Below are 24,616 nucleotides of genomic sequence, written 5' to 3'. Positions count from 1 at the left end.
ACAGCATGTCGATTGATTTCAATCCCACACGGCGCCTGTTTCTCGGTGGTGCCTGCAGCCTGGCGGCCATGCCGCTGATGACCAGCTTCGCGCTTGCCCGCGGCAATGGCGAGAACCGCTTCGTCGCGATCGTTCTGCGTGGCGCCATGGACGGGCTCGATCTCGTCCAGCCCTATGGCGATCCGGCCTTTCGCGGGCTGCGTCCCGATCTGGCGCTGACGCCCGATACCGGCCTTCTCGATCTCGATGGCCGTTTCGGACTCAACCCGGCCGCGGCCGATCTCTATCCGCTGTGGAAGGCGGGCGAACTCTCATTCGTCCACGCCGTGTCGACGCCCTACCGCGATGCCCGCAGCCATTTCGATGGCCAGGACATTCTGGAGACCGGCGGCAACGGCCATGCCGGCCGCGATGGCTGGCTCAATCGCGCGATCGGCATGATGGGTAGCGAACAGCTTCGCGCTATCGACGTCACCTCCGACTCCGACCTGATACTGCAGGGCGATTATCCGGCGGAAATCTGGTCGCCGAAGGACGATATCCCGATCTCGGCGGATGAGCTTCTGTTCTTCGAGGCGCTCTATTCGAAAGACGATGCCTTCGCCAAGGCCTTCCAGCAGGCCCGCAATGCCGACATGAGCAGCGAAGCGATCTTCAGCGGCGCCAGTATCGCGGCCTCGACCGAAGGGCTCGCTAGGCTCGCCGGCGGCTTCCTGAAGCGCGATTACCGCGTCGCTGCCTTCTCGATCAACGGCTGGGATACGCATGCGGACCAGAAGGGGCTGTTCAACCGCTCGGCCGGCAGCCTGTCGAAGGCGATCCTGACGCTGAAGGCCGAAATGGGGCCGAAGGCCTGGAGCAACACGGTGGTGCTGGCCATGACCGAATTCGGCCGCACGGCGCGCCAGAACGGTACGGGCGGTACCGACCACGGCACGGGCGGCTGCGCCGTGGTCGCCGGCGGCGGTTATCCGGGTGGCCGGGTCATGGGCACCTGGCCGGGCGTTGCGGATGGCGCGCTCTACGAGGACCGCGACCTGATGCCGACCGGCGATATCCGCGAAGTGGCGGCGGCGATGCTCTACCGCCAGTTCGGGCTCGGTGCTGCGGCGCTGACCGGCAGCGTCTTCCCCGGCCTCGACTTCTCGGCCTCGTCCGCTTTCGTTCGGGCTTGAGCGCCAGGCTCCGCCGTCAGTCGCGCAGCACCACGTAGCAGCGGATGAAGCCATCATAGAGCATCCGGCCGCGCCATAAGGCGAGCGGCCACACCCACCAGACGAAGAGTACGAAAAACGTCGCCGCGTTGAGCACCAGCGCGTCGACGAGTGTACGGTCGCCGACACCGCCAAAGGCTTCCAGTGCCGAGACTGCACCGGCGACATCGGTGATGCGCGGCGCACCGACGGCGATCGCGAGCTGGATCAACGCATTGGCGCAGACCGGCCAGAACTTCGCATATTCGCGAATGACCGAACCGGCCGGCGACAGCGGGACCGGTTCTTTCGCCAGCGGCGCCTTGGTGACCACCAGCGACATCAGCCGCTTGCCGGGTGTCTGCCCGAACCCGATCATGGCCAACGCCAGAACGAGCGGAAACAACAGGATCCGCAGCGTCGAGATCACCTTGGCGATGACCGGATTGGGGAAGATCGCGTTGCCGTCCGCATCCAGCGCGACGGTCAGCGAGCGGGTATAGGTGGAGCCGCCGCTATCCTCGCGGCTTTCCGTCACCACCGCGAACTGTTTTGCCGGCAGATAGAAGCTTTCCACCGTGCAGAGCTGGCTGGTCCGCGGATTGTCCGTCTGCCAGGCCGCCTGAATTTCGGCGAAGGCCGGCAGATCGGCCGTCTCGCTGCTGCAGACGCGGGAATAGAGCAGGGGGCTCGGCAGGACGGCCTTCAGCGATGGCACCGCCATGGCAAGCACGGCCATCAGGAAGGTAAAGAGAATGATGTAGGCGAGGCTGTCGATGATGAGGGCCGCAAATCGCCGCAGGAACAGGCGTGGGGGGCGGGCAGTGACCGCAGTGTCTTCGGTGCGCATTTTTACACGGCTTCCTGCGGAACCGGTGCCGGCCGACCGTCATCGTCCATCGCCACCATCACGAATTCGGCTTCTGTCACCTTCTCGCGCGCTGGCATGTCGTGCCGGTGGACCCAGGCTTCGACGTGGAGCGTCATCGATGTCCGGCCGACCCTCTGGAACGTCGTGTAGACGCAGAGCGTGTCGCCGATCTTGACCGGCTTTTCGAATGCCATCGAATTGACGGCAGCCGTCACCGTGCGCATGCGTGCGCGCTCGGAGGCGGCCACGAAGGCTGCAAGGTCCATCTGCGACATCACCCAGCCCCCGAAGATATCGCCGGCCGGGTTGGCGTTGGCCGGCATCGCCACGGTGCGCATGGTCAGCGTGCCCGTCGGGGTATCATTTGCAGTCATTGCAGCTCCCTATCACCTGCGGATTCGCTCGCTAGTCTAGTCGTGCCTCGATATCGCGCAATGTCAAAAGCATTTGTTTACTCTTGTCTGGTTTATTCATCCGGCGTGTTGAACTCGAATGCGGTCCGGTATGGCGAAAATTTCCTCCCTGCGGCATGCAGCCTCCATTTCAGCTCTTTCCGTGGCGCTTGCCAGCTGCTCGATCGGCGGTCTGATGACCTCGTTCTCGATCGATACGGCCGACAAGTCGGCCCCGGTTGTGACCCGCAGCGAAGAGACGGAACAGGGAGCGACGCAGGTCGCGGCCGCCAAGCCCGCGGACGAGCCCTCCATCGAACAGCTGATCGCCGAGACGGTGCCGGCCTCCGGGACGTCGATCGACGACTATCTTGGCTTCGCGCCGGCGGACAAGCCCTCGCAAACAGCCACCAAGCCCGTGCCGCAAACAACGCCCGTATCCACGGAGACGGCACTCTCGCCGCCCGCTGCGCCAACCGACGATCCCGGTATCGATCCGATCGAAACTGCTTCGCTGCTGCCGCTTGCCGATCCTGGCGGCGCGCCGAGACAGTCGCGGCTTCCCGGTGTGCCGGGGCTTCTGCCCTTTGCCGAACGCCAGTGCCGCAGCCAGCTGAACGACATGGGCGTGACGTTTTCCGAAGTCGCGGCCATTGCCAGCGGCTCGCATTGCGGTATCGCCTATCCGGTGAAAATCCAGTCGCTGCGCGGCGGCATCAACGTTTCCCCCGATGTCACCGTGAACTGCGAGACCGCGCTCGCCTTTGCCCAGTGGATGGAGGATGACGTGGCGCCGGCCGTGCGGGTGCGCTACCTCACCGGCGTGAAGTCGGTGAACACGATGGGCGGCTATTCCTGCCGCGCGATGAACAATGGTCGCAATACCGGGCGCTGGTCCGAGCATTCAACCGGCAACGCGATCGACGTTGGCGGCATCACCCTCAACAACGGCCATACCATCGACGTCGGTTCGCAGGGATTCTTTGCCTTCCGCGAAAAGGGCCTGATGAAATCGATCCGTGCGAGCAGTTGCTCTTATTTTTCGACGGTGCTCGGACCCGGCTATCCCAAGCATGACGATCACTTTCATTTCGACCTGATGCAGCGGAAATCGGGCAAGTCCTACTGCAAGTAGGACGCTTTCGCGCGAGACCGTTTCCGGCGAATGTCGGGGCGTGGGTTGAACGGCGCCGGCCGGGCACCTATATCCGCGCTGTCCACTTTTGTACGCAGTTCTCTCTCTTCCAACCCCAACCTTGGCAGATGTAATCCAGGTCCTTCTCCGACGGAGGGGCAGGGAGCCATCAGCGCTTTTCAGTCGATTATTTTCTTAATGACAAGCCCGGAACATCGGCATTAAGATTGACCTCAGTCGTAGGGAGCTTGAAACGGACTCGGTACAAACAGATATGAAAAAGAGGGCCTGACGGGACGCGTCGGACGACCAGAAGGACGAATGGAGTTGAATGTAATGATCGCGAAGTCGATCCGGATGCAGAATGATCCCGACAAGAAGGGTGAAAATCCGAACCGCTCAACGGCGGTGATTACGCGCACCAAGCCCAAGACCAAGAAACCCAGCCTCTACCGGGTTCTCCTGTTGAATGATGACTACACACCAATGGAGTTTGTGATCCACATACTGGAACGTTTTTTTCAGAAGGATCGCGAGGCGGCGACCCGCATCATGCTCAATGTCCATAACAACGGCGTCGGGGAATGCGGGGTTTTTACCTACGAGGTGGCCGAAACCAAGGTTACCCAGGTAATGGATTTTGCGCGCCAGCATCAGCATCCATTGCAATGTGTCATGGAAAAGAAGTGAGGATCTGATCGTGCCAACATTTTCTCCCAGTCTCGAAAAGGCGCTGCATCAGGCTCTGACCTATGCAAACGACCGCCACCACGAATACGCCACGCTGGAGCACCTGCTCCTGGCACTGATCGACGACGCCGATGCGGCCGCCGTGATGGGCGCCTGCAACGTCGACCTCGATGCCCTGCGCAAGACCGTCGTTGAATATGTCGATACCGAACTCGCAAACCTGATCACCGGCTATGACGAGGATTCGAAGCCAACCTCCGGCTTCCAGCGCGTCATCCAGCGGGCGGTGATCCATGTCCAGTCCTCCGGTCGCGAAGAAGTGACCGGGGCCAATGTGCTCGTCGCCATCTTCGCCGAGCGCGAAAGCCATGCCGCCTATTTCCTGCAGCAGCAGGAGATGACCCGCTACGATGCCGTCAACTACATCTCCCATGGCATCGGCAAGCGCCCGGGCTCTTCGGAAACCCGCACGCCGCGCGGTGTCAATGGCGACAGCGAGGAGACGGAGGCCAATGCCCAGCGTGACACAGAGGACAGCGGCCGCAAGCAGCCGGATGCCCTGAAGGCCTACTGCGTCAATCTCAACGAGAAGGCGCTGAGTGGCCGGATCGATCCGCTGATCGGTCGTGACGCCGAGGTGAACCGCACCATCCAGGTCCTGTGCCGCCGTTCGAAGAACAACCCGCTCTATGTCGGTGATCCCGGCGTCGGCAAGACTGCGATCGCCGAAGGCCTTGCCAAGCGGATCGTCGAAGGCAAGGTGCCGGAAGCGCTCATCGATGCGACCATCTTCTCGCTCGACATGGGCACGCTGCTTGCCGGGACCCGCTACCGCGGCGATTTCGAGGAGCGGCTGAAGCAGGTCGTCAAGGAACTCGAAGAGTATGAGGGCGCTGTCCTCTTCATCGACGAGATCCACACTGTGATCGGTGCGGGTGCGACATCGGGCGGGGCCATGGATGCCTCGAACCTGTTGAAGCCGGCGCTTTCCTCCGGTGCGATCCGTTGCATCGGTTCGACGACCTACAAGGAATACCGCCAGTTCTTCGAAAAGGACCGCGCTCTGGTGCGCCGGTTCCAGAAGATCGATGTCAATGAGCCGTCCGTGGACGATGCCATCGAGATCATGAAGGGCCTGAAGCCCTATTTCGAGGAATACCACAACCTGCGCTACACCAACGACGCCATCAAGGCGGCGGTGGAACTGTCCGCGCGCTACATCACCGATCGCAAGCTGCCCGACAAGGCCATCGACGTGATCGATGAAAGCGGTGCGGCCCAGATGCTGCTGCCGGTCTCGCGCCGTCGCAAGATGATCACCGAACGTGAGATCGAGGCGACGATCGCTACGATGGCCCGGATCCCGCCGAAGACCGTCTCCAAGGACGACGAGCAGGTGCTCGCCAATCTGGAGCAGGAGCTTCGCTCGGTGGTCTATGGCCAGGACAAGGCCATCGATGCGCTGTCGACTTCGATCAAGCTGGCGCGTGCCGGGCTTCGCGAGCCCAACAAGCCGATCGGCTCCTACATCTTCTCCGGCCCCACGGGTGTCGGCAAGACCGAGGTGTCGAAGCAGCTTGCTTCCTCGCTTGGCGTCGAGCTTCTGCGCTTCGACATGTCGGAATACATGGAGCGGCACACGGTCTCGCGTCTGCTCGGTGCGCCTCCCGGCTATGTCGGCTTCGACCAGGGCGGTCTCCTGACCGATGGCGTCGATCAGCATCCGCATTGCGTCGTGCTCCTCGACGAGATCGAGAAGGCGCATCCTGACATCTACAACATCCTGTTGCAGGTGATGGATCATGGCTCGCTGACCGACCACAACGGCAAGAAGATCGACTTCCGCAATGTCATCCTGATCATGACGACCAATGCGGGCGCATCGGAAATGTCGAAGTCGGCGATCGGCTTCGGGTCGTCGCGGCGCACCGGTGAAGACGAGGAAGCGCTCAACCGCATCTTCACGCCGGAGTTCCGCAACCGTCTCGATGCGATCATCCCGTTCGCGCCGCTGCCGACCGAGGTCATCCATCAGGTTGTCCAGAAGTTCGTCATGCAGCTCGAATCGCAGCTCTCCGAACGCAACGTCACCTTCGAACTGGAGGACAAGGCGATCGAATGGCTGGCCGAGCGCGGCTACGACGAGAAGATGGGTGCACGGCCGCTGTCACGCGTCATCCAGGAGCACATCAAGAAGCCGCTCGCCAACGAGATCCTGTTCGGCAAGCTGAAGAAGGGTGGTGTGGTCCGCGTCGATGTCGCCGAGAAGGACGGCAAGCCGGAACTGACTCTCGAGGCGATCCCGGACACGACTCCGGTCAAGCCGAGCGAGCTGCGTTCCGACAGTCCGAAGAGCGGTGGCAAGGGCAAGAAGCGCAAGTCCGCTGCCGATTCCTGATCGGCGCCAGCCTACGCAGAAGACAAGAAAACGCCGGGGTCATGCCCCGGCGTTTTCGTATGTTCAAGTCAGAGCTTCGTCGGCGGCGCGACAAAGGTTCAGAACTTGCGGCCGACGCCAATGCCACCGTAGGTGAGGCCGCTGTTGGGGGAGGCGAAGTCGGCGTTTGACGAGTGCCTGATGGTGGTCGTCAGGCTCCAGCGTTCGTCAAGATTGACGCCGAAGGTCAGGTACTCGTGGAAGAGCAGGTGCGAGCCGACGCCGGGACCGCGGTCGCCGCCGTCCTTAAGGCTTGCATCGGTGAGCGCGCCGCCGACGCCGAGATCGACGAAGGTCGGCCCGAGGAGCGGGAATTTCCAGCTGAAGCCACCCATGAGCTGATCGGCCTCGCCGGCCACCGAGAGGTTGGCACTGAGGAACAGGCGTGGATGGAAGGCCTTGTCGAAACCCTGGCGGCCCTCGCTGCCGAACGGATCGAAGAACAGGCTGGGCGTCAGGAACACGCCGCTTTCGAAATCGGACTTGGTACCGAGCGATCCCGACACCTCGAACCGCGCTTCATCAATGATATGCCGTCGCGTCGGGGCGGAGGTTGTCTCGGTGGTATCGGCCGCAGACGCGACCGTGGCGAACGCCGCTACGGCCACGCAGGCCGCAAGGCTTCTGTATGCAATGCCTGCTATCATCGGCGCCTTCCGCACAGCTCCTTGCACGGCTGTGCGGAGCAGGATTCTTTTGTTTGATTGAGACGAAAAGAGCTGATTTGCGGCTCGCGGTCAACATTAATCATATGATTAATTCCGCCGTCGCGAAAAAAAAATTGCGAGATGCAATTATCTGTAATTTTAGGAATATATCATGTAGCTACGGACTTGCGTTGCGGCGCAACTCTGGCGCTTGGCCTACGGGCGATTACGCAGTAAGGCGACAACCGACAGACGCAGTCGGTCGTGTGTGGGCCTCAACAGGATGTTTGCGTGTCGCAAGGCAAAACGCCGCGCCATGGGGACACAGGCACGGCGAATAGCGGTAATGCCGCCTCAGGCGACGCCTGCGATTTCGAGCGCCGATTCGAACAGCCGCCGGCCATCGGTTCCGCCATGGGCCGGTTCGATCAGGTTTTCCGGATGCGGCATCATGCCGAGCACGTTGCCGGCTTCATTGACGATGCCGGCAATGTCGTTGACCGAGCCGTTCGGATTGGTGCCGTCCGCATAGCGGAACACGACCTGGCCCTTGCCTTCGATCGATGCGAGGGTTTCGGCATCAGCGAAATAGTTGCCATCGTGGTGTGCGACCGGGCAGCGGATGATCTCGTTTTCGCGATAGAGGCTCGAGAAAGCGGTGCGGTTATTGGTGACCTGAAGCTTCACTTCGCGGCAGACGAACTTCAGCGAGGCATTGCGCATCAGCGCGCCGGGCAGAAGTCCGGCCTCGAGCAGGATCTGGAAGCCGTTGCAGACCCCGATGACGCGAACGCCGGCAGCGGCCTTTTCGGCGACAGCGCGCATCACCGGCATGCGGGCGGCAATCGCGCCGCAGCGCAGGTAGTCACCATAGGAAAAACCGCCCGGGATGACGATCAGGTCGACATCCGGCAACGTCGTTTCGGTCTGCCAGACGGTGACCGGGTCCTGGCCAGAGATCTGGCTGATCGCGGCAAACATGTCGCGGTCGCGGTTGAGGCCGGGAAGCTGGAGGAGGGCGGTTTTCATCGGGCCAATCCTTGCCGGTTCACTGCAGTTCGATCACATAGTTTTCGATGACCATGTTGGCCAGAAGCTTCTCGCACATGGCGGCAGCATCGGCCTCGGCCTTCTCGCGATCGTCGGTGTCGAGCACGAGGTCGAAAACCTTGCCCTGGCGGGCGCTGGAAAGGCCGGCGAAGCCGAGGCCATGCAGCGCGCCTTCGATGGCCTTGCCCTGCGGATCGAGGACGCCGTTCTTCAGGGTGACGATGACACGTGCGTTAATCACAGCTTCTTCCTTCAGCTCTATTTGACCAGGACCGGTCCCGCGGCGCGGGCGGGCTCGTTTTCATTGATGATGCCGAGGCGACGGGCGACTTCGGAATAACCGCCGGCCAGCGAACCGCGCTCGCCATTCCCGCTGTCGAAGTTCAGACGCTCGTGCGTCGGCAGGTCGAGCAGGCGACAGGAGTCGGGCGAGATCTCGTCGGCGAGGATGATGCGCATCATATCGCCTTCGTAAAGCCTGCCGCACTCGAAACGGAAATCGACGAGCTGCATGCCGGCGCCGAGAAACAGGCCGGTCAGGAAGTCGTTGATGCGGATGGCGAGCGCCATCATGTCGTCAAGTTCCGGCGGGGCTGCCCAGCCGAAGGCGGTGATGTGCTCTTCGGTCACCAGCGGATTGTCGAGTTCATCCGAGTTCAGGCTGAATTCGACGATCGAGCGCGGCAGCGGCGCACCTTCCTCGATGCCGAGGCGGCGCGACAGCGAACCGGCGGCGACATTGCGGACCGTGACGATCAGCGGGATCATCTCGACCTCGCGCACAAGCTGCTCGCGCATGTTCAGCCGGCGGATGAAATGCGTGGGAATGCCGATGGCGTTCAGATGGCCGAACACATATTCGGAAATCCGGTTGTTGAGCACGCCCTTGCCGTCGACCACGTCGGCATCGGCTCCGGGTTGCGCTGCGCCATCGTCCTTGAAGAACTGGATCAGGGTTCCCGGCTCGGGCCCTTCATAGAGGATCTTGCCCTTGCCTTCGTAAACCCGGCGACGACGGTTCATTGGTGTTCTCATCAGGTTGGCGCGGCGGCATGGGCCGCGCAAAACATGTTCATTAGCGTGCAATAGCGAAGTTGCGCGCCTTTCTCAATCGAAACGACGAGCTTTTCAACGCTAATGCGGCAGTCGTTTGACCAAAAGCAACCCGAAACACGAAGTTTTTTAAGTCTGGAATTAAATTTGTTTAATTCCGTTCTTTTCAAATGTCATCTTCGCGCACATCTTGAAAGTTGGAGGAACTTGAAAGGAGGTCGGAATGGCGGAAGGTGTGTTCACGGAACGCGAGCGGGCGTTCGAGGCGGCTTTTGCGATGCAGGAGGCGACACGGTTTCGCACGATCGCCCGGCGCAACCGTATGCTGGCCGCCTGGGCAGCGAGCCTGATCGGCCGCGATGATCTTGACGTTTATGCGAGCGAGGTGATCGCGGCGGATTTCTCGAAGGCCGGCGATGCCGACGTGCTGCGCAAGCTGATGCGGGACTTTGCGGCTGCCGGTGTTGCGATCGATGAGGAGACCGTGCAGCTGAAGATGCACGCCTTCATGCAGGCGGCAAGTCAGCAGACCGAGGTTCTCTGAAGGATCAGCGCGGATCGAGACGGAGAACCTCGACGGTTTCTCCTGCCGCAGCTTCATCCGCATGCGGCGGCCGGGCAATCAGACACTCGGCCTCGGCGAGCGTCGCCAGCAGCGCCGAGTCCTGGCTTTCGCAGGGCTCAACCACGGTCTGGGCCTCGTCGGTGAACCGGGCGCGCATGTAGTGAAGCCGCGGTCCGTCCGCAGCGAGCGCCACACCGAGACGCGCGACATCGGTGCGCTTGCGCTCGGGCAGACCGGCCAGCCGCCGGATGAGCGGCTCGACGAAGATGAGGCCGCAGACGAAGCTCGAGACCGGGTTGCCCGGAAGGCCGAGCACGGTCATGGCGCCAAGTCGGCCGACCATCAGCGGTTTGCCGGGCCGCATCGCGATCTTCCAGAAATCGAGTTCCACGCCGAGGCTGGCCAGCACCGGCCGGATCAGGTCGCGATCGCCGACTGAGGCGCCGCCGATGGTGATCAGCACATCGGCGTCCTTCGCTGCTCTAATCGCCGTGCGCAGTTCGTCTTCATTGTCGCGGGCGATGCCGAGCGAGATCACCTCGGCGCCGTTTTCGCGCGCAAGGGCTTCGATGGCGATGCCGCCGGATGCGGAGATCTGGCCGGGGCCGGGGAGTGTGCCGGGCGGAACGAGTTCGTCACCGGTCGCCAGCACAGCAACCCGCGGGCGACGATGGGCGGAAAGCGTGCCGTGACCGCCGGCCGCAGCAAGCGACAGCGTGCGCGGATCGAGCAGGGCGCCCTTTCGCAGGAGCAGCCCGCCCTCGGCAAAGTCCTGACCGGCGCGACGGATGTTGGCGCCTGCGGCGGGCACCTGAACCAGCCGCACACGATCCTCGCCGGCGGGCTCGGTATTTTCCTGGATCACAACAGTATCGGCGCCCTCGGGTATCGGCGCTCCGGTGAAGATCCGCATGGCCGTTCCGGGCGTGACGCGGACCGATGGCATATCGCCGGCCGCAGCGACCCCGATCAGACGGCGCACGGGGCCGGTCGCATCATCCGCGATGACGGCGTAGCCATCCATGGCCGAGGCATCGAACGGCGGCTGGGTGATGCGAGCCGCAACATCCTCCGCCAGGACGCGCCCCTGCGCGTCCGCAAGCGGCAGCACTTCGGCGTCGGCGACCGGTTGCGCGCGCTCCAGCAGGATGCGGCGCGCATCTTCGACGGGGATGAGCGGCGACGAGGGCATGGTCTACTCCGCGTCGCGTCGATAATCGCCGCTTGCGCCACCGGATTTCTCGACGAGGCGGATCGCGCCGATTTCCATCTCGCGGTCGGCGGCCTTGGCCATGTCATAGATGGTGAGGCAGGCGACGGACACCGCCGTCAGCGCCTCCATCTCGACGCCGGTGCGGCCGGTGAGCGCGGCGATTGCCGTTACACGGAGGCCGGGCAGGTTGGCGTCCGGGACGATATCGACGGCAATCTTTGTCAGCATCAGGGGATGGCAGAGCGGTATCAGGCTCGCCGTCTGCTTGGCGCCCATGATGCCGGCAAGCCGGGCGGTCGCGATCACGTCGCCCTTCTTGGCGTTGCCCGCCTCGATCAGGGCGAGCGTCTCCGGCTTCATCCGGACGTGGCCTTCGGCGGTTGCACTACGCTTCGTCTCGTCCTTGGTACCGACGTCGACCATGCGGGCCTCGCCGCTCTGGCCGATATGGGTGAGCCCCTTGCTCATGCCGCGGCCTGGCCGGTCAGAAGTTCCCGGGTTGCGGCAGCGATATCGTTCTTGCGCATCAGGCTCTCGCCGACAAGGAAGGTGCTGATGCCGATCCTGGCCAGTCTCTCGCAATCCGAATGGGTGAAGACACCGCTTTCGCTGACGTTCAGCCTGTCCGCCGGGATCATGCCTGCCAGGCGTTCACTGGTTTCCAGCGACACCTCGAAGGTGCGCAGGTTGCGGTTGTTGATGCCGATCAGCGGCGATGAGAGCTTCAGCGCCCGCGCGCATTCGGCCTCGTCATGCACCTCGATCAGCACGTCCATGTCGAGCGCGAACGCGGTGTCCTGCAGCAATTCGGCCTCGTCGTCGGAAAGGCTCGCCATGATGATCAGGATGCAGTCGGCGCCCCACGCGCGAGCTTCATAGACCTGGTAGGGCTCGAACATGAAATCCTTGCGCAGCGCCGGCAGCGCGCAGGCATTGCGGGCGGCGGAGAGGAATTCCGGCGCGCCCATGAAGCTCGGCGTATCGGTGAGCACGGAGAGACAGGCAGCGCCGCCCTCCTCATAGGCCTTGGCAAAGGCCGGGGGATCGAAATCGGGGCGGATCAGGCCCTTCGACGGGCTCGCCTTCTTGATCTCGGCGATGAGGCCCAGCCGGCCTTCCGCCTTGCGCCCGGCAAGCGCCTTGTGAAAGCCCCGCGGCGGCTCCTGATCGACGATCCGCGCCTTCAGCTCATCGAGCGACACCCGCGCCTTGGCGGCAGCGATTTCCTCGCGCTTGTAGGCCTCTATCTTTCGAAGGATATCAGTCATTTGGAAGTCTTTCCTTATGCATCGTCCGAAGCATTGGACACGGCGACCAGCCGGTCGAGCGCAAGCGCCGCATTGCCACTCTCCAGCGCCTCGGTCGCAATCCGCATCGCATCGGTCAGCGTTTCGCCCTTGCCGGCGATCATCAGCGCGGCGGCGGCATTGGCGAGCGCGACATCACGGTAGGCGTTGTGGGCGCCGGAAAGCACCTTGCGCAGTGCTGCGGCATTGACCTTGCCGTCGCCGCCCTGCAGCGCCGAAAGCTCGACCTGGTCGACGCCGAAATCGGCGGGTTTCAGAGTGAACGAACGAATCTGGCCACCCTCGAGTTCGATGATATTCGTCTCACCGGTGGTCGTGATTTCATCCAGGCCCTGGCCGTGAACCACCCAGACATGCTCGGAGCCGAGATCGCGCAGCACTTCCGCAAGTGGCGTCAGCCAGTCGGGCGAAAACACGCCGAGAAGCTGGCGCTTGACGCCTGCCGGATTGGACAGCGGGCCGAGTAGATTGAAGATGGTGCGGGTACCAAGCTCGACGCGCGACGGGCCAACGTGGCGCATGGCGGCATGATGCTTCTGCGCGAACATGAAGCCGATGCCGGCTTCGGCGATGCAGGCTTCGATGACATTTGGCGCGATGTCGAGTTCGACGCCAAGCTCCGAGAGGCTGTCAGCGGTTCCGGACTTCGAGCTCAGCGCCCGGTTTCCGTGCTTGGCGACGGTGACGCCCGCCCCTGCGGTGATGATGGCGGCGAGCGTCGAGATGTTGTAGGTACCGGCGCCATCGCCGCCCGTTCCGACGATATCGACGGCATCGGCCGGCGCCTTGACGGGCAGCATCTTGGCTCGCATCGTCGCGACCGCGCCGACGATCTCGTCGACGGTCTCGCCCTTGACCCGAAGCGCCATCAGGAAGCCGCCGATCTGCGAAGGCGTTGCCTCGCCGGACATCAGGATGTCGAAGGCCTCGCGCGATTCGTCGACTGTGAGCGACTGGCGGGCGGCGACCCTGGTGATGAACGGCTTCAGTTCGGACATGGCTTCCTCTACTGCAGGTTGATGGCCTGCTGTGCGAGCGTCTGGTTGATCGAGACGCCGTATTCGCTTTGCAGCTTGTTGATCATCTCGTCGAGGATATCGTCACCCGCCGATTTGGCGATTGCGCTGATCGCCTGTTCGTCGCCGCTGGTGGTGAGCGTGCCAGTCGGGTTGGTGACGCTTGCGACCTTGAGGACGACCTGTTCGGAACCGCTTGAAAGCGGCGCGGTGGCGACGGTGCCAAGCGGGCCGCTAAAGGCCGCTGCGATGGCTTCGGGGCCGAGCGAATCGTTCTGCGAGGCGCGGGTGATCGACGGGCTCGTCTCGACCGGGATCGCAAACTCCTCGGCGATCTCCTGAAGCGTTGCGCCGTCCTCGACGCGCTTCTTCACCTCATCGGCTTTTTCAGCAAGCGCCTGGCGTTGGCGTTCGGCGGCCCAGTCGGCGGCAACCTGGCTGCTGACCTCGTCGAAGGTGCGGTCCCGTGCTGCCGTGACATCTTCGACCTCGTACCAGACGACACCGCCGTCATCGAGATTCAGCGGCAGATTCTCGACGCCGGTCTCGCTGTCGAAGACGGCGGAGACGAGCTGCGTGCCCAGCGGCAGATCTTCGACCGGGTTGCCATCCATGTCACGGCCGTTGGCATCGACAGCATCAACGGTCACCGCCTTGAGGCCGAGGCTCTGGGCGGCGTCCGCCATGGTCGCGCCGCCGGCGCGCTGGTCTTCATACTGATCTTCGACATTCAGGATGTCGTCTGCGGCTTGCCGTTCGGCAAGCTCCTGGCGGATCTGGTCCTTCACCTCGTCGAAGGGCCGGACCGATTCCGGCTCGATCGCCGTGACACGGATGATGACGGGGCCGAAATTGCCCTGCACGACACCGCTGGTGCCGCCGCTTTCGGCAATGGAGAACGCGGCATCGTCGATCGTCTGGTCGGGGAACTGACCCTTGGCATAGGTGCCGAGCGAGACGTCGGCGCTGGTCTTGCCCTGATCGGCGAGAAGCTGGTCGAAGGTCTTGGTGCCATCCTTCAGCGCCTGGGCGGCGGCTTCGGCATCAGCCTGGTTGGTGAAGGTCAATTGCTGAATGGTGCGCTGCTCAGGCGTCGTATAGTTCGCGACACGCGCTTCGTAATCGTCGCGCACGGCGCTGTCGGCGACCGAACCGGGATCGGCGATATCGGCCGGGTTCAGCGTCACATAGGAGAACTTGCGATATTCGGGGGCCCGGTAGGCGGCCTGGCGCTGCTCGAACCAGGGCTTCAGGACATCATCGCCCGGCGTCTTGATCGGGTCGATGAAGGCGTTGCTGAGGACGATGTAATCGACCACACGCGACTGGCTGCGATATTCGCGAATCGCGTCCATCAGCGTTTCCGGCGCCTCGAAACCATCGGCCATGCCGTCGACGATCTGGCCGCGCACGGCGACCTTGCTGCGCTCGGCGACGTAATCGTCCTCGTTCATGCCGACATTGCGGAGAAGCTGCTGAAAGCGCTGGCGGTCGAATCGACCATTGGCGTTCTGGAAGGCCGGGTCCTGGGCAATCAGGTCGGCGAGCCGGTCTTCGGAAAGACCGAGATTCATGTTGTCGGCGAGCTGATCGAGCGAAGCGCCGGCGACGAGCTGGGCATAGACCTGCTGGTCGGCGCCGAGCATGCGGGCTTCCTCGCCGGTGAGGCGACGGCCGAACTGGTTCTGCATCTGGTTGAGCTGACGCTGGTAGGCCAGCCGGAATTCGTTGGCCGACACGGTCTCGCTGCCGACGCGGACCACCACGTCGGAATTGCCGGACATGAGCGCGCTCGAAGCGCCCCAGACGCCGAACGAGACGATGAGGACGATCATCAGAAGTTTCGCAACCCAGGTCTGGGCGCCTTTACGCAATGTCTCGAGCATGTCTTTCCTGTCTGGCCGTTTCGTGGAAGCTTCTTAGACGAAGTTTGCACCGAATTGAAGTCGCCTCGGCTCCGCTACGGCGTTACCCCCCAATGCGTCGCGCCGTCAACCGATGGTTAACCATAATTCGAAGGTTCCGGCCACAGCGTGGGATTGCAAGGGGTTCTTAAGGTCTTCGCCGCAAAAACGTTGTTAACGCGCGGTTAGCGTCGCCGCTCCGCGCCGGCTCCTCAGAGCCGAAGTGTATTGCGTGGAGTGGGGTTGTTTCATGAGTGCCAAGTCGTCGAAGCGCATGTCCGTGCGGACCGGTTTCCTGGGTTCGTCGGCCATTGTCCTGCTGCTCGCCGCACCGGCCTTGGCCGAAGACTATGAGTGGACGGGCGCGATCTCGAACGACTGGTTCACTGCCGGCAACTGGGATGTCGGCGGTGTGCCTTCCACTCGCGAGCCGCACAACAACGACAATGCCTATGTCGACTCCGCCTCCGTTTCGCCGGTCCTGCCAGCGACCCGGGGAACCGAGTACCTGAACCAGCTGGTTGTCGGCAATACCGGTACCGGGGCGATGACGGCCTACGCCTCGATCAACGGCAATCAGGTCGTGCTTGGCAGCACCGCGACCGGAAACGGTACCCTGACGATGTCGGGATCAGGCGCCGAGATGAACCTACCGGTCCAGCTCGTCGTCGGCGGCAGCGGAACCGGAACGCTCAACATGGAGGCCGGTGCCTCGAGCAATATCCAGTCCGGCATAGTCGGCAATGCGGCGGGCTCAACGGGCACGGTGAACATTTCGGGCAGCGGTTCGATCCTGAAATTCTGGGGCGCGGATGCCAATGGTCTCTATGTCGGCAATGCCGGCACTGGCACAATCACGGTCACCAACGGTGGCAAGCTCGAATCGAACGACGCCTGGATCGGACAAGCCGCCACGGGTAACGGCACCATCGTCATCTCCGGTTCCGGCTCGGAGTGGAACGGCTATGGCGATGTCGTGCTTGGCCTCTCGGGCACGGGCACCGTGCGGGTCGAAAGCGGGGCGAAGGCGAACAACACCAATCTCACCATCGGCGCCGCCAGTGGTTCCAACGGCAATGCAGTCCTCACCGGCGCCGGTTCGGAATGGAACGTCTACGACACGATCGCGCTTGGCGGCGCGGGCGGAACGGGTTCGCTTTCCGTCCTCGACGGTGCGACGATGAATTCGAGCAATCTTCTGGTTGGCCAGGCCGAGACTGGTAGCGGAACCGCAACGGTCAGCGGCTCGGGCTCCAAGCTCCAGCTTTCCGCGACATTGCGGGCCGGCGTCTCCGGTACCGGCGAGATCGACGTCACCTCGGGCGGCTCGATCACCGCCGACCATTCGATCCTTGGCGTCAATGCCACGGGCGACGGCACGCTGTCGATTTCCGGGTCGGGCAGCAGCGTCACGCTCACCAACCGCATGACGGTCGCAGCACTCGGCACGGGCGAACTCGACATCGCCGGCGGTGGCAGGCTGCAATCGAATGGCGGCATCATCGGCCGCGATGCCGGCAGCAACGGCACGGCGCTGATCACCAGCGGCGGCACCTGGGAAAACACCTCCAACCTCACTGTGGGCGCCGATGGCACCGGCGAAATGTCGATCACCAACGGTGGCATCGTCAACAATCACACGACCGTTCTCGGCGACGGCGCGACGGGCACGGGTACCGTCACCGTCAGCGATGCAGGCTCCATATGGACCATCGACGGCGGCCTGACGGTGGCGGCAAGCGGCACGGGCACGCTTGCGATCGAAGATGGCGGCAAGGTTATAAGCACGGCGAGCACCGTCGCCGCGGCCGCCGGCTCGACCGGCGCTGTTTCGGTCAGCGGCAGCAGTAGCCTCTGGGACATCAATGGCGATCTCGTTGTCGGCGCGGGCGGCAACGGCACGCTGACGCTGGCAAATGGCGGTGTCGTCTCGACCGACAGTCTGGCGCTCGCTTCTGGCAGCGGGTCGACCGGTACGCTCAATATCGGTGCGGCCCTTGGCGATGCGGCGACTGCGGCCGGCACGCTCGACAGCACGACCATCAATCTCGGCGCCGGCGGCGGCACCATCGTCTTCAACCACACGGACAGCGACTATCTGTTCTCGTCGGTCATTAGCGGCACGGGCAGCATCATCGTCGCCAACGGCAACACGGTGCTGACGGCCGACAATACCAACAACGGCACGACCGCGATCCTTTCCGGCGCCAGCCTACAGATTGGCAACGGTGGCACGACCGGAACGCTCGGCGGCGATGTCGCCGTTTCCGGCACGCTGGCCTTCGCGCGTTCCGACGACTTCGACTTCCGCGGCACGATTTCCGGTGACGGAACCTTGGTGAAGGAAGGCGATGGCGACCTGACCCTGACGGCGGACAGCAGCGCCTTCTCCGGGGCGGCCAATGTCAATGCCGGCGCGCTTCTGGTCGACGGCGATCTGCGCGGTGCAACGATCGATGTTGCCTCTGGCGCGGCGGTCGGCGGATCGGGCACGATCGGCGATACGTTGATCCGCACCGGTGGCTTCTTCCGCTCCGGCGACGAGAACGGTTCGATCACTGTCGATGGCGATCTCGATTTCGAGGCCGCCGCGACCTATGTGGCGGTCATCAATGCGGTTCAGGAGCCGGCCGTCGTGACCGGCGAAGTCGCATTCGACGACACCACGATCGCGCTCGATTTCGACAAGGGCGGCGTGCTCAAGAAGTCCTACACGCTGCTGACCGCCAACGAGATCAGCGGTTCGTTCCAGCAGGAGGCGGGCGACCTGCCGTCGCAGTTCCGCGGAACGCTCTCTGAAGAGGACAACAACCTTTACCTCTCTCTCGCCTATGTGGGCGGAGACTTTCATTTCTCCCGGCTCGGCTACGGCGTGAACCAGCAACTGGTAAAGGCGTTCAACGATGGTGTTCCGCTCTACGGCACGCTTTCAGCCGGCATGCTGCAGGAAGGTCAGGCCTATGAAGCGGCGATGACGACCCTGGGCGGCGAGCTCGGCATCAACGGCACGATGACCGCCAGCATCGGCATGCAGGACTTTCTGCAGCGCGCCACCAATCCGAGCCGTCTGCTTGCCGGCTGGCGCGCGATCGAGCGCGAGGAAAAGGACACCGCTGCGCAGAAGAAGGGCAATGCTCTGCCGTCTGCGGGCAGCGTTCCGGCGCTTTCCTATTGGACTGTCGGCAATACCGCCCGCTACGACTATTCCACGCCCGGCCGCCAGCCGGTTCGCTGGGACTGGGCCTATGCCGGTCGCGGTTCGCTGCTCGGCCCGTTCAATCCGCGCAATGCGGCATGGCTTGAATATTCCGGCCAGACGGCGAGCGTCGATGGCGATGCGGCCGCCGGCAATTCGGGCGCGGATATCCGCGGCAACAGTTTCGAGGGCGGCTATCTCGCCCGGTTGGATGACACCAATGCTGTCGGCTTCGTCTTCGGCGGCGGGTCGTCGACCTATGACCAGACCGATCAGGATGGCAAGGCAACCGATCAGGGGCTGCGCGCGGCGATCAATGCCGTCGGCCAGACCAAGGAAGGGATCTACGGCCTTGCAGCCCTCGGCGTAGGCTTCGACAGCATGGAGACCGAGCGCACGGTCGCCTTCGAGGATGCCGTCGACAGGCTGAAGGGCGATTACAACACGACCACGGTCGGCGCCCGGCTGGAGGCCGGCGGTCGCATCGTCAATGGCGGCCTCGCCGTCATTCCGTTTGCCGGCGCCAGCATCGTCTACACGCATGCCCCCGGCTATCGCGAGGATGTCGTCTCAGGCACCGGCCAGTCGGCGCTCGCCTATTCCGGGGCGGATATCTTCCGCGGCACTGTCGAGGCCGGCCTCGGCTTCGATACGGCCGCGGGCGACTATGCGCGGCGCTTCTCGCTCAATTCACGCGTCTCCTATGTCTATCGCTACGGTTCGGGCGGTGATGCCAGCGCCAGCTTCCTGTCGCTGCCGGGCTATGGCTTCACCATCACCTCGAATGCCCCGAAGGGCAGCGCCGTGGCGGCGAATGTCGGCGCGCGCATCCAGCTTTCGACGCAGACCGATCTGTCGCTCAATGCCTACGGTGAATGGGGCTCTGGTTACAGCGCGCTCGTCGCTTCGGCCAAGCTGCGCTACATCTGGTAAAGCATGCCGCCGCTTGACGGCCGCTCTTTGCTTGATTGTCGCCGGGTTTCCGTGCCATCAAGAGCGCCGAACAGGAGGTGCCCGCCATGTCTCTCACGAAGCGCGCCGAGCGTCGGCTTGACCATCTCGTCCTGCCGGTCGTCGACCTGATGACGGCGCGGCTCAGGCTTGCCGCGCTCGGCTTCAGCGTCGCGCCCGATGCCCGCCATCCCTTCGGCACGGAAAACGCCTGCGTCTACTTCGCCGATGGCACCTATCTCGAGCCGCTTGGCATCGCAGACCTCGAGCTCTACAAGCACCAGACCGGCGAATTCGTCCGACGCGATCGGGCCTTCCGCTTCCGCCAGGGCGATAACGGGCTCTCCGCGCTCGCCTTCAAGAGCGACGACGCGGCCGCCGACCATGCCGCGTTCACCGATACCGGTATTGCCGCAGGCGAGCTTTTTTCGTTTTCGCGGGCCTTCAGGGGGGCGGATGGCAGCGAGGCGACAGCAAGCTTCCGGCTTGCCTTTGCCGCCGATCTGCGCGCGCCGGACCTGTTCTTCTTCACCTGCGAACGCGAGCAGCCGCTGTCGCCGCCCGAAGCCTTGCTCGGCCACGGCAATGGCGTCACGGGGATCGCCGAAGTGGTCTTGGGCGAGACCAATCCGATGGATTTCGAGCCGCTTGTCACCGGCTTGGCCGGAGGCGGCGATGTGGATATCCATCCGCATGGCGTCACGGTGAGCGGCCCGGGCGCTTCGCTCTCCGTGTTTTCCCACGACTATCTGCATGAAAGGCTCGGCATCGTGCCGCCGCCGCCGGGACGTGGCCTTTTCGCCCGCGCGATCGTTTTCGAGGCGAGCGATCTTGCGGCGCTGGCCGAAATGCTGGAACAGAACGGCGTTGCCCATCGCCGGGCGGATGATTCCCTTCGGGTTCCGCCAGCGCCGGGGCAGGGCGCCACCTTTATTTTCAAGGAAGCATGAGATGACCAACACGACTGTAACGGCCGGAGAGGGCGCGCAGAAGGTGAGCTTTTCAAACAGCGGCAAGCTGTCGCTGATCGCAGGGCCCTGCCAGATGGAAAGCCGCGATCATGCCTTCATGATGGCCGGCGCGCTTGTCGAACTCTGCAAGGCGGCCGGCATCGGGCTCGTCTACAAATCCTCCTTCGACAAGGCCAACCGCACCTCGCTGAAGGCCGAGCGCGGCATGGGCCTCGACAAATCGCTGGAGATCTTCGCAGACCTGAAGAAGGAATTCGGCTTTCCGGTGCTGAGCGACATCCACACCGAGGAACAGTGCGCCGAGGTTGCAACCGTCGTCGATGTTCTGCAGATCCCGGCCTTTCTGTCGCGCCAGACCGATCTTCTGATCGCGGCTGCGAAGACCGGACGGGTGATCAACGTCAAGAAGGGACAGTTCCTTGCACCCTGGGACATGAAGAACGTGCTTGCCAAGATCGTCGACAGCGGCAATCCGAACGTGTTGCTGTGCGAGCGCGGCGCCTCCTTCGGCTATAACACGCTCGTCTCCGACATGCGCTCGCTGCCGATCATGGCCTCGACCGGTGCGCCGGTGATCTTCGATGCCACCCATTCGGTGCAACAGCCGGGCGGGCAGGGCGGTTCTACCGGCGGTCAGCGCGAATTCGTCGAAACGCTGGCACGGGCGGCCGTCGCCGTCGGCGTTGCCGGCGTTTTCATCGAAACCCATCAGGACCCGGACAATGCCCCTTCCGACGGCCCCAACATGGTACCGCTGAAGGACATGCCCAGGCTTCTGGACAAGCTCTTGGCTTTTGACGCCATTGCAAAGGACAGGTAAAGTCCGGCTGAATTGCCGACGGACACTACGCGTTTTTCGGGAGCTCTCGTCAAAAATCTTTCATTCGTCATAGTACTGGTGGAACAACTGCATTATGCAATCTCGCTGGAAGCGCGCGGATGCCCAAGGCCGCGAATAAAAGCGTGACCGTTTCACCGCTGCAATGCGGTTCATTCAATAACAAGTCGACAGGTAGGCAAACATGACGACAATCACCGACATTCTCGCCCGTGAAATTCTCGACAGCCGTGGCAATCCCACGGTCGAGGTTGATGTGTATCTGGAAGACGGCACCATTGGCCGCGCCGCCGTGCCCTCGGGTGCCTCGACCGGCGCCCACGAGGCTGTCGAGCTGCGCGATGGCGGCTCCCGCTATCTCGGCAAGGGTGTCGAGAAGGCCGTCAACGCCGTCAATACCGAAATCCTCGAAGCCGTCGTCGGCATGGATGCCGAAAACCAGATGGAAATCGATCAGACCATGATCGAGCTCGACGGCACCCACAACAAGGGCCGCCTCGGCGCCAACGCCATTCTCGGCGTTTCGCTGGCGACCGCCAAGGCTGCTGCCACCGCCTCCGGCCTGCCGCTCTACCGTTATGTCGGCGGCACCTTCGCCCACCTCCTGCCGGTTCCGATGATGAACATCATCAATGGCGGCGAACATGCCGACAACCCGATCGACTTCCAGGAATTCATGATCATGCCGATCGGCGCCGAGACAATGCGCGATGCCGTTCGCATGGGCTCGGAAATCTTCCACACGCTGAAGAAAGAGCTTTCGGCCGGTGGCTACAACACTGCGATCGGTGACGAGGGCGGTTTCGCACCGGCTCTGGAAAGCACCACCTCGGCGCTCGATTTCGTCATGAAGTCGATCGAAAAGGCCGGCTACAAGCCGGGCGACGACGTCTACCTCGCCATGGATGCCGCCTCGACCGAATTCTACAAGGACGGCAAGTACGTCATGGAAGGCGAAGGCAAGACCTTCGATTCGGGCGAAATGGCCGCCTATCTCGCCGATCTGATCGGCCGCTACCCGATCTTCTCGATCGAAGATGGCCTCGCCGAAGACGACTGGGACGGCTGGAAGGAACTGACTTCGCTGATCGGCGGCAAGTGCCAGCTCGTCGGCGACGACCTGTTCGTCACCAACACCCAGCGCCTGAAGGACGGCATCAAGATGGGCGTCGGCAACTCGCTGCTCGTCAAGGTCAACCAGATCGGCTCGCTGACCGAAACGCTCGACGCCGTCGAGACCGCCCACAAGGCCGGTTACACCAGCGTCATGTCGCACCGCTCCGGCGAAACCGAAGACGCGACGATCGCCGATCTCGCGGTTGCCACCAACTGCGGCCAGATCAAGACCGGTTCGCTGTCGCGCTCTGACCGTCTGGCCAAGTACAACCAGCTCATCCGCATCGAGGAAGAGCTCGGCGCCCAGGCCGTCTTCGCCGGCCGTTCGATCCTGAAGGGCTGAGCCCGGTCAGCCGGTCGAAAGCCATTTCGACAAAGAGCCCGCGGTGTCGCACCGCGGGCTTTATTTTTGTGCGCAAGACGCCATATACATGAGCCCGATCCGAATCCTCCCAGGATAAGCCCCGAACCAAGTCCCAAGACAAGGAACCGCGCCCATGACCCAGTATGACTACGACCTCTTCGTGATCGGCGGCGGATCCGGCGGTGTGCGCGCCGCGCGCCTGGCCGCAAGCATGGGCAAAAAGGTCGCTATCGCCGAGGAATACCGCTTCGGCGGCACCTGCGTCATTCGCGGTTGCGTGCCGAAGAAGCTCTTCGTCTATGCTTCGCAGTATCCCGAACACTTCGAGGACGCGGCAGGCTATGGCTGGACGGTTGGCGAAAGCAGCTTCTCCTGGCCGGCGCTGATCGCCGCCAAGGACAAGGAGATTGCCCGTCTCGAAGGGCTCTATCGCAAGGGCCTGGAGAACAACGGCGCGGAAATTCTGGAAACCCGGGCCGAACTTGCCGGCGAACATCGCGTGCGCCTGCTTTCCTCCGGTCGGGAGGTGACAGCCGAGAAGATCCTGATCGCGGTCGGCGGGCGTCCCAATCCGCACCCGGAAATGCCGGGATCCGAGCTCTGCATCTCCTCCAACGAGGCCTTCCATCTGGAAGAACTGCCGAAGTCGATCGCGATCACCGGCGGCGGCTACATCGCCGTCGAGTTCGCCAACATCTTTGCCGGTCTCGGGGTCGAGACCACGCTGATCTATCGCGGCGAGGAGATTCTCCGCGGCTTCGACATGGACATGCGCACCAACCTGCGTGAAGCCATGGAAAAGAAGGGTATCCGCGTCGTCTGCCGCGATACGATCGTTGACGTTGCCGAGGCAGCGGATGGCCGGCTGAAGGCGGTGACCCACAACGGTGACGTCTTCAATGTCGACAAGGTGATGATGGCGCTCGGGCGGCTACCCAACACAAAGGGCCTCGGTCTCGAATCGGTTGGCGTCGAGCTGGATGCGAAGGGCGCGATCGTCGTCGACGACTACTCGCGCACCAATGTCGATTACATCTGGGCACTTGGCGATGTCACCGACCGGGTCCAGCTCACCCCGGTCGCGATCCACGAGGCTATGTGCTTCATCGAGACCGAGTACAAGAACAATCCGACGAAGCCGGATCATGACCTGATCGCGACGGCTGTGTTCTCCCAGCCGGAAATCGGCACGGTTGGCCTGCCGGAGGATGTCGCGGCCGAACGCTATGAAGAGCTCGAGGTTTACCTCGCGAAGTTCCGGCCGATGAAGGCGACCCTTTCCGGTCGCGACGAGCGCACGGTGATGAAGCTGATCGTCAATGCGGCCGACCGCAAGGTGGTCGGCGCCCATATCCTCGGCCATGATGCCGGCGAAATGGCCCAGCTCCTGGGTATCGCGCTGAAGGGCGGATGCACGAAGGATGATTTCGATCGCACCATGGCCGTTCACCCCACAGCGTCGGAGGAACTGGTGACCATGTACCAGCCGAGCTATCGGGTGAAGAACGGCGAGCGGGTCTAGTCACCTTTCCGCTTTCCCTTGAGAAGGCGGGTGAAGAGGTTTGCGGCCCATTGGTGGCCGCGCCACTCCTCCGCCTCCAGCGGATCTGCAAGGGGATGGCGCGGGTGCCGGTTCTGCCGGGCGACGATGGTCAGGGTGATCCAGTCAAGCATGGTCTTTCTCCAGGTTTCGTGACCGGAAGTTAG

General features: G+C 63.1%; 21 protein-coding genes and 1 pseudogene. 10 read left to right on the top strand and 12 right to left on the bottom strand.

What is annotated here, in order from left to right; translation table 11 throughout:
- Window positions 1-5: 5 nt before the first annotated feature.
- Window positions 6-1,175 (top strand): DUF1501 domain-containing protein, encoded by a 1,170-nt coding sequence (locus TM49_RS16720; RefSeq protein ID WP_045682954.1) that lies wholly within the window; start codon window positions 6-8, stop codon window positions 1,173-1,175.
- Window positions 1,176-1,191: 16 nt separating this feature from the next.
- On the opposite strand, the gene TM49_RS16715 is transcribed toward TM49_RS16720, so the two are convergent.
- Entirely contained in the window at window positions 1,192-2,043 is an 852-nt protein-coding gene (locus tag TM49_RS16715; protein ID WP_045682952.1) for an RDD family protein, read from the bottom strand.
- Window positions 2,044-2,045: 2 nt separating this feature from the next.
- Complete coding sequence (locus TM49_RS16710) at window positions 2,046-2,438, bottom strand: acyl-CoA thioesterase (protein ID WP_045682950.1); 393 nt, start codon at window positions 2,436-2,438, stop codon at window positions 2,046-2,048.
- Window positions 2,439-2,568: 130 nt separating this feature from the next.
- Here TM49_RS16710 and TM49_RS22700 point away from each other — a divergent pair, with 130 nt between their 5' ends.
- The 3 genes and pseudogenes from TM49_RS22700 to clpA all read left to right on the top strand — a co-directional run.
- Entirely contained in the window at window positions 2,569-3,591 is a 1,023-nt protein-coding gene (locus tag TM49_RS22700; RefSeq protein ID WP_052699894.1) for an extensin-like domain-containing protein, read from the top strand.
- 336 nt (window positions 3,592-3,927) lie between these two features.
- Window positions 3,928-4,281, top strand: coding sequence for an ATP-dependent Clp protease adapter ClpS (gene clpS / locus TM49_RS16700; RefSeq protein ID WP_045682948.1), 354 nt, complete (start codon window positions 3,928-3,930; stop codon window positions 4,279-4,281).
- Between the two features lie 10 nt (window positions 4,282-4,291).
- Window positions 4,292-6,607, top strand: a pseudogene (gene clpA, locus TM49_RS16695) (ATP-dependent Clp protease ATP-binding subunit ClpA); the annotation flags it as partial.
- Window positions 6,608-6,777: 170 nt separating this feature from the next.
- Here clpA and TM49_RS16690 read toward each other — a convergent pair.
- The 4 genes from TM49_RS16690 to TM49_RS16675 form a co-directional block, all read right to left on the bottom strand.
- Complete coding sequence (locus TM49_RS16690) at window positions 6,778-7,365, bottom strand: acyloxyacyl hydrolase (RefSeq protein WP_144409588.1); 588 nt, start codon at window positions 7,363-7,365, stop codon at window positions 6,778-6,780.
- Between the two features lie 354 nt (window positions 7,366-7,719).
- Complete coding sequence (gene purQ, locus TM49_RS16685; RefSeq protein ID WP_045682946.1) at window positions 7,720-8,394, bottom strand: phosphoribosylformylglycinamidine synthase subunit PurQ; 675 nt, start codon at window positions 8,392-8,394, stop codon at window positions 7,720-7,722.
- 19 nt (window positions 8,395-8,413) lie between these two features.
- Window positions 8,414-8,656: a phosphoribosylformylglycinamidine synthase subunit PurS gene (gene purS, locus TM49_RS16680; protein ID WP_045682945.1), complete on the bottom strand. Its 243-nt coding sequence runs from the start codon at window positions 8,654-8,656 to the stop codon at window positions 8,414-8,416.
- 17 nt (window positions 8,657-8,673) lie between these two features.
- Window positions 8,674-9,438: a phosphoribosylaminoimidazolesuccinocarboxamide synthase gene (locus TM49_RS16675; protein ID WP_045682943.1), complete on the bottom strand. Its 765-nt coding sequence runs from the start codon at window positions 9,436-9,438 to the stop codon at window positions 8,674-8,676.
- Between the two features lie 253 nt (window positions 9,439-9,691).
- Here TM49_RS16675 and TM49_RS16670 point away from each other — a divergent pair, with 253 nt between their 5' ends.
- The gene (locus tag TM49_RS16670; protein WP_045682941.1) at window positions 9,692-10,012 is read left to right on the top strand and encodes a DUF1476 domain-containing protein; all 321 of its coding nucleotides are present in this window, start codon (window positions 9,692-9,694) and stop codon (window positions 10,010-10,012) included.
- Window positions 10,013-10,016: 4 nt separating this feature from the next.
- Here TM49_RS16670 and TM49_RS16665 read toward each other — a convergent pair whose 3' ends face one another.
- Genes TM49_RS16665 through TM49_RS16645 form a run of 5 tightly spaced genes read right to left on the bottom strand, consistent with a single transcriptional unit; the run spans window position 10,017 to window position 15,455 of the window.
- Window positions 10,017-11,225 carry a molybdopterin molybdotransferase MoeA gene (locus tag TM49_RS16665; RefSeq protein ID WP_045682939.1) on the bottom strand — a complete coding sequence of 403 codons (1,209 nt, stop codon included), beginning with the start codon at window positions 11,223-11,225 and terminating at the stop codon, window positions 10,017-10,019.
- Window positions 11,226-11,228: 3 nt separating this feature from the next.
- Entirely contained in the window at window positions 11,229-11,714 is a 486-nt protein-coding gene (gene moaC / locus TM49_RS16660) for a cyclic pyranopterin monophosphate synthase MoaC (protein WP_045682937.1), read from the bottom strand.
- A complete protein-coding gene (gene trpC, locus TM49_RS16655) occupies window positions 11,711-12,514 on the bottom strand; it encodes an indole-3-glycerol phosphate synthase TrpC (RefSeq protein ID WP_045682935.1) in 804 nt (267 codons plus the stop codon). The genes moaC and trpC overlap by 4 nt, the downstream gene beginning before the upstream one ends.
- A gap of 14 nt (window positions 12,515-12,528) precedes the next feature.
- The gene (gene trpD, locus TM49_RS16650; protein WP_045682933.1) at window positions 12,529-13,551 is read right to left on the bottom strand and encodes an anthranilate phosphoribosyltransferase; all 1,023 of its coding nucleotides are present in this window, start codon (window positions 13,549-13,551) and stop codon (window positions 12,529-12,531) included.
- A gap of 8 nt (window positions 13,552-13,559) precedes the next feature.
- Window positions 13,560-15,455: a SurA N-terminal domain-containing protein gene (locus TM49_RS16645; RefSeq protein WP_045682932.1), complete on the bottom strand. Its 1,896-nt coding sequence runs from the start codon at window positions 15,453-15,455 to the stop codon at window positions 13,560-13,562.
- Between the two features lie 268 nt (window positions 15,456-15,723).
- On the opposite strand from TM49_RS16645, the gene TM49_RS16640 reads away from it, so the two are divergent.
- The 5 genes from TM49_RS16640 to gor all read left to right on the top strand — a co-directional run bounded on the left by TM49_RS16640 (window position 15,724) and on the right by gor (window position 24,431).
- Window positions 15,724-19,602, top strand: coding sequence for an autotransporter domain-containing protein (locus TM49_RS16640; RefSeq protein WP_045682930.1), 3,879 nt, complete (start codon window positions 15,724-15,726; stop codon window positions 19,600-19,602).
- An 86-nt stretch (window positions 19,603-19,688) separates the two neighbouring features.
- A complete protein-coding gene (locus TM49_RS16635; protein WP_045685373.1) occupies window positions 19,689-20,570 on the top strand; it encodes a VOC family protein in 882 nt (293 codons plus the stop codon).
- 1 nt (window position 20,571) lies between these two features.
- On the top strand, window positions 20,572-21,411 hold the full coding sequence (gene kdsA / locus TM49_RS16630) for a 3-deoxy-8-phosphooctulonate synthase (protein ID WP_045682928.1): 840 nt from the start codon (window positions 20,572-20,574) through the stop codon (window positions 21,409-21,411).
- 202 nt (window positions 21,412-21,613) lie between these two features.
- On the top strand, window positions 21,614-22,888 hold the full coding sequence (eno, locus tag TM49_RS16625) for a phosphopyruvate hydratase (protein WP_045682926.1): 1,275 nt from the start codon (window positions 21,614-21,616) through the stop codon (window positions 22,886-22,888).
- Between the two features lie 154 nt (window positions 22,889-23,042).
- A complete protein-coding gene (gor, locus tag TM49_RS16620) occupies window positions 23,043-24,431 on the top strand; it encodes a glutathione-disulfide reductase (protein WP_045682924.1) in 1,389 nt (462 codons plus the stop codon).
- Here the strand turns inward: gor and TM49_RS23680 are convergent.
- Window positions 24,428-24,583, bottom strand: coding sequence for a hypothetical protein (locus TM49_RS23680; RefSeq protein ID WP_158498652.1), 156 nt, complete (start codon window positions 24,581-24,583; stop codon window positions 24,428-24,430). The two genes, gor and TM49_RS23680, sit on opposite strands and share 4 nt — an antisense overlap.
- Window positions 24,584-24,616 lie beyond the last annotated feature (33 nt).

Source organism: Martelella endophytica (assembly GCF_000960975.1).
Taxonomy (GTDB): Bacteria; Pseudomonadota; Alphaproteobacteria; order Rhizobiales; family Rhizobiaceae; genus Martelella; species Martelella endophytica.
Note: the sequence above shows the minus strand (reverse complement) of the source record. Positions and strands in the feature narration are given on the sequence as shown.

Bases quoted from the DNA above. Each gene is read 5' to 3' on its own strand.
- TM49_RS16720 (WP_045682954.1), top strand. From the start codon at position 6: ATGTCGATTGATTTCAATCCCACACGGCGCCTGTTTCTCGGTGGTGCC.
- TM49_RS16715 (WP_045682952.1), bottom strand. From the start codon at position 2,043: ATGCGCACCGAAGACACTGCGGTCACTGCCCGCCCCCCACGCCTGTTC.
- TM49_RS16710 (WP_045682950.1), bottom strand. From the start codon at position 2,438: ATGACTGCAAATGATACCCCGACGGGCACGCTGACCATGCGCACCGTG.
- TM49_RS22700 (WP_052699894.1), top strand. From the start codon at position 2,569: ATGGCGAAAATTTCCTCCCTGCGGCATGCAGCCTCCATTTCAGCTCTT.
- clpS (WP_045682948.1), top strand. From the start codon at position 3,928: ATGATCGCGAAGTCGATCCGGATGCAGAATGATCCCGACAAGAAGGGT.
- TM49_RS16690 (WP_144409588.1), bottom strand. From the start codon at position 7,365: ATGATAGCAGGCATTGCATACAGAAGCCTTGCGGCCTGCGTGGCCGTA.
- purQ (WP_045682946.1), bottom strand. From the start codon at position 8,394: ATGAAAACCGCCCTCCTCCAGCTTCCCGGCCTCAACCGCGACCGCGAC.
- TM49_RS16675 (WP_045682943.1), bottom strand. From the start codon at position 9,438: ATGAACCGTCGTCGCCGGGTTTACGAAGGCAAGGGCAAGATCCTCTAT.
- TM49_RS16670 (WP_045682941.1), top strand. From the start codon at position 9,692: ATGGCGGAAGGTGTGTTCACGGAACGCGAGCGGGCGTTCGAGGCGGCT.
- TM49_RS16665 (WP_045682939.1), bottom strand. From the start codon at position 11,225: ATGCCCTCGTCGCCGCTCATCCCCGTCGAAGATGCGCGCCGCATCCTG.
- moaC (WP_045682937.1), bottom strand. From the start codon at position 11,714: ATGAGCAAGGGGCTCACCCATATCGGCCAGAGCGGCGAGGCCCGCATG.
- trpC (WP_045682935.1), bottom strand. From the start codon at position 12,514: ATGACTGATATCCTTCGAAAGATAGAGGCCTACAAGCGCGAGGAAATC.
- trpD (WP_045682933.1), bottom strand. From the start codon at position 13,551: ATGTCCGAACTGAAGCCGTTCATCACCAGGGTCGCCGCCCGCCAGTCG.
- TM49_RS16645 (WP_045682932.1), bottom strand. From the start codon at position 15,455: ATGCTCGAGACATTGCGTAAAGGCGCCCAGACCTGGGTTGCGAAACTT.
- TM49_RS16640 (WP_045682930.1), top strand. From the start codon at position 15,724: ATGAGTGCCAAGTCGTCGAAGCGCATGTCCGTGCGGACCGGTTTCCTG.
- TM49_RS16635 (WP_045685373.1), top strand. From the start codon at position 19,689: ATGTCTCTCACGAAGCGCGCCGAGCGTCGGCTTGACCATCTCGTCCTG.
- kdsA (WP_045682928.1), top strand. From the start codon at position 20,572: ATGACCAACACGACTGTAACGGCCGGAGAGGGCGCGCAGAAGGTGAGC.
- eno (WP_045682926.1), top strand. From the start codon at position 21,614: ATGACGACAATCACCGACATTCTCGCCCGTGAAATTCTCGACAGCCGT.
- gor (WP_045682924.1), top strand. From the start codon at position 23,043: ATGACCCAGTATGACTACGACCTCTTCGTGATCGGCGGCGGATCCGGC.
- TM49_RS23680 (WP_158498652.1), bottom strand. From the start codon at position 24,583: ATGCTTGACTGGATCACCCTGACCATCGTCGCCCGGCAGAACCGGCAC.